Origin of the sequence: Pseudomonas sp. EA_35y_Pfl2_R5 (assembly GCF_963970805.1) — a bacterium.
GTDB lineage: Bacteria > Pseudomonadota > Gammaproteobacteria > Pseudomonadales > Pseudomonadaceae > Aquipseudomonas.
The window spans coordinates 506,962-517,039 of the sequence record NZ_CAXAOW010000002.1; the positions used below are offsets into that span (position 1 = coordinate 506,962).

Consider the following 10,078-nt stretch of genomic DNA (forward strand, 5'->3'; position numbering starts at 1 on the left):
TCAGACCTTGAATCGGCTAACGCCGCTGCGCAAGCTACCAGCCACTTGGTTCAATTCATCAATCGCAGCACCGGCCTGACGCAGCGAATCAACCGTCTGCCCACTGGCCTCACTCAGCTGCACCAGCGCCTGGTTGATCTGCTCAGCGCCGGTCGCTTGGGCTTGCATGCCTTCGTCCATCATCTGCACCCGTGGTGCCAGCGCCTGTACCTGATGAATGATCTGCGACAGCTGATCACCGACCTGGATCATCTCGCTATTACCCCGACGCACCTCTTCGGAGAATTTGTCCATGCCCATAACCCCCGCCGACACTGCAGACTGGATCTCACGCACCATCTGCTCGATGTCATAGGTAGCAACAGCGGTCTGATCGGCCAGGCGCCGGACCTGGGTGGCGACCACCGCAAATCCACGTCCGTATTCACCGGCTTTCTCGGCCTCGATAGCCGCATTGAGGGACAGCAAATTGGTCTGATCCGCCACTTTGACAATGGTGGTCACCACATGATTGATATTGCTCGCCTTCTCATTGAGGATCGCCAGCTTGGCATTCACTACCTCGGCGGCACCCGCCACATGGCGCATCACGTCTTCCATACGCGCCAGACCTAACTGACCAGAACCCGCAAGCACCGAGGTTTGCTCGGCAGTACCGGACACCTCACTCATGGTGCGGACCAGGTCACGTGAGGTCGCGGCAATTTCACGCGAAGTAGCGCCGATTTCAGTGGTAGTGGCGGCCGTTTCGGTGGCCGTGGCCTGCTGCTGCCGGGACGTCGCCGCGATTTCGGTAAGCGATGTGGTCATCTGTACGGCCGAACGCTGGGCTTGGGCTACCAGGCTCTTCAGCTCGTCAGCCATGCTATTAAACCCTTCCTCGATGGCGTTGAACTCATCACGCCGGCCCATACTCAGGCGCGCAGAAAGATCACCCGACCCGAGCACTTTGAAGGTATCTACCACCACAGTAATGGGCTGGCTGATCGCCCGTTGCAGGCTCACGGAACTCATGGCCGCGACACCCAGGACAATCAGAATGGCCAGAACCAGACTCAATTTGGTCAACTCTACATCGGTAACAATTTGCTCCACCGCCTGGTCGGCAGTTTGCTGATTCATCTCAAACAGCTGAGTCAGTACAGCGCGTGCCTCTAACCAGGCCGGCAGCAATTGTTCACGCGCCAACTGCACAGCCGCGACATCATTCCCGGCCGCAATCAGCTCAAGCAACTGAGCATGCAATTTCATGTACTGGTCACGCTTGACCAGAAAAGCCTGCGATTCAAGACGATCCTCTTCAGTGCGAAGGATCGCCTGGTAGGCATTCCAGGTTGTATCCAGCCGCTGAGCTAACTCGGAGAAAGCCTGATTGCCTTGCGCTTCATCATCTTGGCCAACCATCAACAGACGCTGGGTTGCCATAAAGTGATCAGCCCAGGTCAGGCGCATCAGACCGGCCTGGTGCATACCCGGCGCGGCCGAAGCTCGCACGTTGATCGCGGCTTGCTCAACCATGGCCAAGCGGTAGTAGGCCGTGACAGAGAGCAGTAATAGGATAACTACCACCACAGAAAAGCTCGCGATGATGCGTTGCTGGACAGTCCAGTTTTTCACAGTATTCCCCACTCGATTAAACACGCCTGGTCTGCCATATGCCGCTCACGCGCAGATGTAAGGACTCTAGAGTTTGCTTCAGCCAGCGGCAAGCGTTGAAGTATGAGCGCATGCTTAGTGAGGGGACGCTGTGCCTCAGTGTCGCTAAGCTAAACTTCTAAACATTCATGCGGGCCTTCTTGGCTAGGCTCCTGAAACAGCTTGATGCCTCAGCCTGAGATCAACGGAGTTGCTTCAGCATGGCTAGACCGTACAGCCTGCGTAGCCGTTTTGCGCTTCTAATCGCCTTATTGGTCGCAGGCTTGAGCTGGATGCTCGGCAGCCTGATAGGTCAGGACGCCAGCCAGCGAATCCGCGAGGAAGTCGGCCGGGACCTTGCCGAGGTCTCATTTATGATGGTTGACCGCCTGGACCGCGACATGCAAAGCCGCGCCGCCATGCTGCAAGTCCTGGGAAATCTGCGGGCGCTCAGTCAACCGGACGATATCGACGAGATTCGCGGGTTGCTTGACCGCCTGCAAAGCGAATTCCCCAGCATTGCCTGGATCGGCTTTACCGATGCCAAAGGTACGGTACTGGCTTCCAGCAACCGTGTATTGGAAGGCGCCAGCATCGCCCAGCGCCCGGTGTACCTTGAGGCGCAAAAAAGCGTGTTTATCGGCGATGTACATGAGGCCGTACTGCTGGCCAAGCTGCTGCCCAACCCCACGGGTGAGGCGATGAAATTTGTCGACATCAGCCTGCCGGTGTTCGGCCCGGATGGCAGCTTGGTCGGCGTGCTGGCGTCACATTTGTCCTGGTCATGGGCAGACGAAGTACGCATGGCCATTCTTGAGCCCATCCAGAAACGCCGTAATGTCGAATTCTTTGTCATCGGCCAGGATCGCACCGTACTGCTCGCCCCCAAAGACATGATCGGCCAGCGCTTGCACCTGCCAGCCCTCCAGCAACTGGAGACGCAGAACGACCTCTGGGCTGTTCAAGAATGGTCTAACGGCAAGCAATACCTCACAGGCATTGCTCGCAGCCAGGGCCATATGGAATACAAAGGCCTCGGCTGGACGGTGATTGCCCGCCAGCCGCTGGACGAAGCCTATGCCCCGGCGCGTGAGACAACGCGCTATATACTTTTCTGGGGCAGCGGCCTGGCTGTTGCCTTTGCGCTGATCGGCTGGCTCGGCGCCGGATATTTTACCCGCCCACTCAGGCAAATTGCCGAGGCCGCGGACCGCCTCAGCGCCGGTGAAATTGGCGTGATTCCCGAACTGAAAAGCACCCGAGAGATCGAGATTCTCAGCCACTCGATTCGCCACCTAGTGGAAAGCCTGACCCACCAGCAAAACGCCCTCGGCGCCATGAAGAACCTCGCCCACCACGACGCGCTCACCGGCCTGCCCAACCGCATCGCCCTGGAGAGTTATCTGCCGCGCGCGCAACAACGTAGTCAGACCAACCATAACTGCCTGGCCTTGTTTTATCTGGATCTGGACGGATTCAAACCCATCAATGACCAGTTTGGTCATGCGGCAGGCGATCAGCTGCTACGTGAGGTGGCACAACGTCTGCGTAGCTGCCTGCGTGATGGCGACCTGGTAGCACGCCTGGGCGGCGATGAATTCCTGATGGTGCTGCAAGTGCCCAGCGGCGAAGCCCTGCCGCAGGCGCAACTGGTGGCCGAACGCACCCTGAAGGCGCTAAGTGCGCCGGTCGACCTGGGTGAGTACCAGGTTAAGGTCAGCTGCAGCATAGGTGGCGCGCTCTGGCCGCTGGACAGCAGCAACCTGGCCGAAGCATTGGAACTGGCCGACCAGGCCCTGTACCGGGCGAAACATGCCGGCAAAAACTGCGCGGTGTTCCACTCAGCCTATCAACACTGAGGCCTATTTAGCCCGCAGGCGCAGCAACTGGTCCGCCATCTCGGCTGCGTGCCGCTCGACCACCAGCGGCACCAGGTTGTCGTTGTAGCCAACCAGGCGTGAGTAGATAAACTTCCAGCGCGTCTGTGCCCGCTGCAAACGCTGTTGCTGCTCGCCGGTCAACTCCGTCGCCAGGCTGGCCAGCTCAGCATCGACCTGCTTGGCCAACACGTCGATATCCTGATTCAGGTAGTGCTGCTGTTGCTCAGGCAGGGTCTCGATATCGCCGACATAAGCCCGCGCGGTGTAGCGCGCCGCCAGGTATTGCACCTTTGCCGGCAGGCTCTGCAAACGCATATCCGCCGCTGGCAATGGCTGCGCCAGGCCTTTCAGCAGTTGCTGCTCAAGTGCCTCCACAGCCGCCACCAACTCGCGCATGGCCTTGCTGTACTGGAAGTTGAACTCCCACGGAAGGTCCGGCTCGCTGGGGTTATAGGCCAGGGTCTGCTCGACTAGCGCAGTATAGGTTGCCAAGGGCGGCTGCAATTGCGCCATCGCCAAACGCGCCGAATCGGTCAGCGGCTGCGCCTGCAAGGTCGCCATGTTGTCGCGCAATTTGCCCAGGTCAGCCTGCACTTTGGTCGCCAGCTCGGCATGCCCGCCTTCACCACGATGGATAAACAGATCGGTACTGGCACGAAACACCTGCACCTGTGCTTGCTGTACCTGAGTCAGGGCTACATCAGGCGCGGCCTGGGTTATCGCGCTGAATACGATCAGCGCCAAGCTCAGCAGGCAATTGGTGTAGGTGCGGCGCATCGGGGCATCCATCCATAGCAAGGAAAGGCGCCGATTATAGGGAGGCCGCCGGTTAGCGGCCAGGACCCTGGGCAGATAGCCGCTACGCAGTCTCAGCCGGCCACCAACTCCTGACGCACCTGGGCCTCAAGCTCGGCCTTTAGCGCCGGATCGAGCTTGAGCTGACGTGCCAGTTCTTCTAAGTAGGCGCGCTCCATAAAGTGCTCTTCATCGACCATCAGCACGCTGGCGATATACATTTCTGCCGCCATTTCCGGCGTGCTGGCCGCGCGGGCGATTTCGGCGGGGTCCAACGGCTTGTTCAATTCGGCCTGCAGCCAATGCTGCAATTCTGCGTCGCTGGTGAGCTTGACCAACTCGCCTTCGATCAACTGCCGCTCGCGGGCATCGACATGACCATCGGCTTTGGCCGCACCCACCAACGCCTTGAGAATAGCCTGGCTGTGAATCTCGGCCTGCGGTGCTGGCAAGCGATCCAGGGTTTGTGGCTCGCCTTGCGGTGCACTGGCCTGCTGCGCCTGCCAGTTGTTGTAAGCCTTGTAGGCAACCACACCAAGCGCGGCCAGGCCACCATAGGTCAGCGCTTTGCCGCCCATCTTGCGCGCACTCTTGTTGCCCAGCAGCATGCCTAGCGCACCGGCGGCCAGCGCGCCGCCGCCCGCCCCCTTGAGCAGAGTGCCCAGATCACCGCCCTGGCCACCTTTGCCGGCACCGCCAAGCAACCCGCCCAGAGCGCCGCCTAGGCCACCGGCCGAGCCACCAGCGGGACTGCCAGCGGATTTCTGCTGCATCAGGTCCTGACCGGATTTCAACAACTGATCAAGCAAGCCACGGGTAATCATCAAGCGCTCTCCCTAAAAATAGTTGTGCAAGCACACGGACTAATTCTAGAGACGGAGGTTTCTCGCCACCTAACGCCAGAGTGCTTCGAAAGATTGCCAACTGACGTGAAAGCCAGAAAAACCGGCTATTCGTCGGCTTTCTGCCGCTTGCAGGGCAGCAATATGTCAAATAGTGGTCACCATCACACTTTGGCGATGGTCGATCTATATTTGACGCCGATAGGATGGCGCTACAAAAAATTGCCGGAGCAATTTTGACGTCGCGCAGCGACGGCCCGTAGAGTGCCCATCAAGGATGGCGGGCACACACACCTCGCAACGGCAAAAGGCTATCAAGAGCCGACGCCGGAGACTTCGCGCCATGCCACCACGCGCCAATCGCCCCGCTCACCGCCGCCTGCGCAGCCTGCTCGCCAGTTGCTGGCTATTCAGCCCAGTACTGGTAGCTGATGCACCGAGTGCCCTAGCAACGGCGCTCAGCGATACGCGCCTGGCCAGCTGGGTCAACCTGCTCGACAACTCCACTCGCGACGACGAGCGCGCTCAGTTGGAGCGGGTCAACCACTTCATCAACCGTTCGGTGAGTTTTGTCAGCGACCAACAGGCCTGGGGCATCGATGACTATTGGGCCACGCCGGCACAGACACTCAGTCTGGGCAAAGGCGACTGCGAAGATTTCGCCATCGCCAAATACTTCAGCCTGGTGCGCATGGGTGTGCCGAGTGAGAAGCTGCGCCTGACCTTCGTCAAGGCGCTCAAGCAGAATCAGGCGCATATGGTGCTGGCCTATTACCCCAGCGCCAGTGAGCAACCGCTGATTCTCGACAACCTTGACCCGCGCATCCGCCCAGCCAGTGAGCGTGGTGATCTGTTGCCGGTGTATTCCTTCAATAATCACGGTGTGTTTCTGGCCAAGTCACCGCAGCGCGTCAGCCAGCCGCCGCAGTTTCTTGCGCGCTGGAATGAGTTAAGCGAACGCGCGCTGGCCGATGGCTCAGCCGCCTCCGCACCGCAGGGCTAGCCCAATCAACGCGGGCTGATATGGGCGATCAGCAGCTGCACACTTTCCTGCCCACGGTACTCATTGACGTCCAGTTTGTAGGCCAGCTCGACCCAACGCACAGTCGGGTTCGGCCAAGTATCCCGGTCCACACCAAAGGCGATGCCATCGAGTTGCACGCTGCCGCACTCGCTCTTCAGCACGACCTTCAGATGGCGCTCGCCAACCACGCGCTGCTGCACCAGCTGGAATACGCCATGAAACAGCGGCTCGGGAAAATGCTGGCCCCAGGGCCCGGCATTACGCAGCTCTTTGGCCAAGGGCAGGTGAAACTCTTCGATGGACAAAGCACCGTCGGACAGCAAACGCCCGGTCAGATCGTCCTCACACAGCTGGCGACGTACTTCGGCATCGAAGGCGGCGGCAAAAGCACCGAAATTCGCCTGCGGCAGTGACAGCCCAGCGGCCATTGCGTGGCCACCGAACTTGCTGATCAACGCTGGGTGTTTGGCGGCGACCGCATCTAGGGCATCGCGGATATGAAAGCCCGGCACCGAACGCGCCGAGCCTTTCAGCACGCCATCGCCGGCATCGGCGAAGGCGATGGTTGGGCGGTGATAACGCTCCTTCATCCGCGAGGCGAGGATGCCGATCACCCCCTGGTGCCAATCCGCCTCGAACAGGCACAGACCAAAGGGCATATCTTCCAGCGGCAGGTCCTTGAGCTGAGCCAGCGCCTCGCGCTGCATACCCTGCTCGATGGCCTTCCGGTCCTGATTAAGCTGATCGAGCTGCACCGCCATATCGCGGGCCAGAGCCTCGTCTTCACAGAGCAGGCATTCGATGCCCAACGCCATGTCGTCCAGGCGCCCCGCCGCATTCAGTCGTGGACCCAGGATAAAACCCAGGTCGGTGGAGGTGATGCGCCGATGATCACGCCCCGCCACTTCGAGAATTGCGCGCAACCCCGGCCGCGCCCGCCCAGCGCGAATCCGCGCCAGGCCCTGATGCACCAGAATGCGGTTATTGGCATCCAGTGGCACCACGTCGGCGACGCTGCCCAGGGCCACCAGATCAAGCAGCTCACCGAGGTTAGGTTCCAGGCGCTGCACAGTGAACCATCCCATCTCCCGCAGCCGTGCGCGCAGGGCCAGCAGCACATAGAACATCACGCCAACCCCCGCCAACGCCTTGCTGGGGAACTCACAGCCTGGCTGATTGGGATTGACGATGGCATCCGCTGCCGGCAACTCAGCCCCCGGCAAGTGGTGATCGGTGACCAGCACGGTCAGCCCCGCAGCCTTGGCTGCGGCCACGCCTTCGACGCTGGAAATACCGTTATCCACGGTAATCAGCAGCTGCGGCTCGCGCTCCAGCGCCACCGCGACGATTTCCGGGGTCAGGCCGTAGCCGTATTCGAAACGATTGGGCACCAGATAATCGACATGCGCCGCGCCGAGCATGCGCAACCCGAGCACCCCCACCGTACTGGCGGTGGCACCATCGGCATCGAAGTCGCCGACGATCAACATGCGTTGACCTTGCTGCAGCCCCTGCACCAGCAGCTCGACTGCCGCGCCCATGCCCTTGAGCTGCTGATACGGAATCAGCCGCGCCAAGCCCTTGTCCAGCTCGGCAGCCGATTGCACGCCGCGAGCGGCATACAAGCGGGTCAGCAACGGCGGCAGAGCGCCCAGATCAGGCAGAGTGGCAGGTAGCGGGCGGGACTCGATACGCATAGGGCGGGGTTCTCAACATCATGACGGGGCGAAACGTAGGATGGGGCGGGCGCGTAGGTTGAGCCTGCGATACCCATCGTATGGTCGGTAGTGGATGGGGGGCGCTGCGTTCACCCACCCTACCAAGCTAAGCCTTAGCGTTCGCCAGCCAGCCACTCAATCGGCAACTCATGCTGACCGCGCTCATCGGTCACAAACAGCTCACCGTCACTGATCATCACGCTCCAGTTCAGTGAACGCGGCATGTCCAACGCCAGGCTCGCCAACGCCTCCTGATCCAGCGCCACCACATTGATATTTTTCAGGCTGCGCACCGGGTCGAGCGCTTTGGTCTGCCATACGCGCAGGTTGCCGTAGGCCACCAGGCTGAATTTCTCGGTACGCCGAGAGCACCAGGTGATGCGGTCGCTGTCCGGCTGACCGACTTCGATCCAGTGCAGCACACGGTCATCCAGGCTCTTCTCCCACAGCGCAGGCTCGTCTACATCCGACAGGCCGCGGCCGAACGCCAGGTGCTCGTGATAGAACAAGGCATAGCCAATCAGCCGCGCAGCCAGGCGCTCTTCGGTCTCCGAAGGGTGGCGGGCCACGGTGAAACGCAGGTTTTCATAGACGCTGCGGTCCATGTCGGTAAGGTTCAGCTCGATTTTGTAGGTCGTAGACGGCAGGGCCATGGACGGGGCTTCTTGACTGGGCGAAAGAGCGCAAGTCTAACCCGAAACGTGACCCACCGAACCGATCAGCTCACTCAACAACGCATTTGCTGTTCGTCACCGCTCTCGGGGTCGCGGTAGTCGATGATTGCCTGGCACGTGCTCAAGTCAACATACAACTGGCAGTAGTGCTCGCCATGCCGCCAGGCAATGGCCACGCTGCCGTCACTGGATTGCTTCAGCTCAAAGCGCCCAGCAAACGCAGGGTGGCTGTTGCGTAACCGCATCAACGCCAACAACCGCTGCACCAGCGGTTGTTGCAACGCCTGTTCGGCCTCCTCCACGCTGTAATAGTGGCGGTTAACGTCACGCGCCTCGCCACTCGCCTCACACAGTTCAAAGTCGTTGCAGCCGGCCAGCAAGCCTACGTAATAGACCTGAGGAATACCGGGTGTAAAAAACTGAATGGCCCGTGCGGCGATATAGGCATCTTCGTTACGCATCAGCGCCTCGAAGAAGGTACAGGTCAATTGGTAGATGGCCCCTACGCTATGCACGCTGACCGCAGAACGGCGCATGATCGGATCGGCGCTGCGGGCTGAAACCTCATCGATAAGAAAGCGAATTTCTGTCTCCGGCAGCATGCTCTCAACGTCAGGGATGCAGATGCCGTCATGGGTATCCAGCACCGTCACCTGGTTGCGCGGACACATGCGCAGCCACTGCTTGAGGTAGCGACTGTTGCCACTGAGAAAGGCGTGCAGAACCAGCGGCGGCAAGGCGAAGGCATAAGGCCGCATGTGCCGGCGCGAGATGGCGTACTGGTAGCTGATGTGGTCGTGCACTTCGGGGAGCATTTCGGTGCCGTACTTCTCACCCGTCTCGCGAAACCAGTCGAGGATGCGATAAACGTCCGGCTCGACTAAAAAACAGCTGCTGCCAATACGTTTGGTGGTGTAGCCGAAGGCATCCAGGCGAAACAGCTTGACCCCGCGCGCAGCAAGAAACGCCAGATAACGCTCCATCAACTGATAGGTCAGCGGCGACTCGTAATTAAGGTCTATCTGCCGCTCGGTGAAGGTGCACCACACCCGACAGGTCTCGCCATTCGCCAAGAGTACGTCGCGAAACGGCTCTTTCTCCTTGCGGATATGAATCTTGGCCAGGTCTTCCAGGCCAATCTCGCCGAGTTTGTCCACCTGTACGAACAGCTCGGCGTGGGCGGAGCCCTGTCCTTTGGCGACAAAGTCGAGGAACTCCGGCGATTCGTCGGCGATATGGCTGATGACCAGATCAACACACAGATCGAAGCGTGCGGAAATCCGCTCGACATCGGCCCAGTCGCCATAACGCGGATCGACCTCCATGTGAGTCAGCGGCGAAAAACCACCGTCTGCATTGGACGGGTACAGCGGCAGAATGTGCACACCGCCAACCGCATCGGCCAAGTGTTTGTCGAGCAATTGATAAAGCCCGGCGAGATCACCACCCAAACGGTCCGGATAGGTAATCAGTTGCACCGTATTGCGCAACGCCATGCGTTCCCTCCTCA

Annotated in this window: 8 protein-coding genes; 2 read left to right on the forward strand and 6 right to left on the reverse strand. The window is 60.1% G+C overall.

Annotated elements, in window-relative coordinates; all coding sequences use genetic code 11:
• A complete protein-coding gene (locus tag AACX99_RS06290; protein ID WP_339410332.1) occupies positions 1-1,617 on the reverse strand; it encodes a methyl-accepting chemotaxis protein in 1,617 nt (538 codons plus the stop codon).
• Between the two features lie 239 nt (positions 1,618-1,856).
• On the opposite strand from AACX99_RS06290, the gene AACX99_RS06295 reads away from it, so the two are divergent.
• Entirely contained in the window at positions 1,857-3,494 is a 1,638-nt protein-coding gene (locus tag AACX99_RS06295; RefSeq protein WP_339410333.1) for a diguanylate cyclase domain-containing protein, read from the forward strand.
• A gap of 3 nt (positions 3,495-3,497) precedes the next feature.
• On the opposite strand, the gene AACX99_RS06300 is transcribed toward AACX99_RS06295, so the two are convergent.
• Together AACX99_RS06300 and AACX99_RS06305 are read right to left on the reverse strand one after the other, a co-directional pair.
• On the reverse strand, positions 3,498-4,292 hold the full coding sequence (locus AACX99_RS06300; protein WP_339410334.1) for a hypothetical protein: 795 nt from the start codon (positions 4,290-4,292) through the stop codon (positions 3,498-3,500).
• A gap of 92 nt (positions 4,293-4,384) precedes the next feature.
• Positions 4,385-5,134 (reverse strand): tellurite resistance TerB family protein, encoded by a 750-nt coding sequence (locus AACX99_RS06305; RefSeq protein WP_339410335.1) that lies wholly within the window; start codon positions 5,132-5,134, stop codon positions 4,385-4,387.
• 361 nt (positions 5,135-5,495) lie between these two features.
• Here AACX99_RS06305 and AACX99_RS06310 point away from each other — a divergent pair, with 361 nt between their 5' ends.
• Entirely contained in the window at positions 5,496-6,155 is a 660-nt protein-coding gene (locus AACX99_RS06310; protein WP_339410336.1) for a transglutaminase-like cysteine peptidase, read from the forward strand.
• A 5-nt stretch (positions 6,156-6,160) separates the two neighbouring features.
• On the opposite strand, the gene recJ is transcribed toward AACX99_RS06310, so the two are convergent.
• From recJ to gtfA, 3 genes are all read right to left on the reverse strand, one after another.
• Complete coding sequence (gene recJ, locus AACX99_RS06315; protein ID WP_339410338.1) at positions 6,161-7,873, reverse strand: single-stranded-DNA-specific exonuclease RecJ; 1,713 nt, start codon at positions 7,871-7,873, stop codon at positions 6,161-6,163.
• A 134-nt stretch (positions 7,874-8,007) separates the two neighbouring features.
• Entirely contained in the window at positions 8,008-8,547 is a 540-nt protein-coding gene (locus tag AACX99_RS06320) for a YaeQ family protein (RefSeq protein ID WP_339410339.1), read from the reverse strand.
• A gap of 74 nt (positions 8,548-8,621) precedes the next feature.
• Positions 8,622-10,064, reverse strand: coding sequence for a sucrose phosphorylase (gene gtfA, locus AACX99_RS06325; protein WP_339410341.1), 1,443 nt, complete (start codon positions 10,062-10,064; stop codon positions 8,622-8,624).
• Between the last annotated feature and the right edge of the window lie 14 nt (positions 10,065-10,078).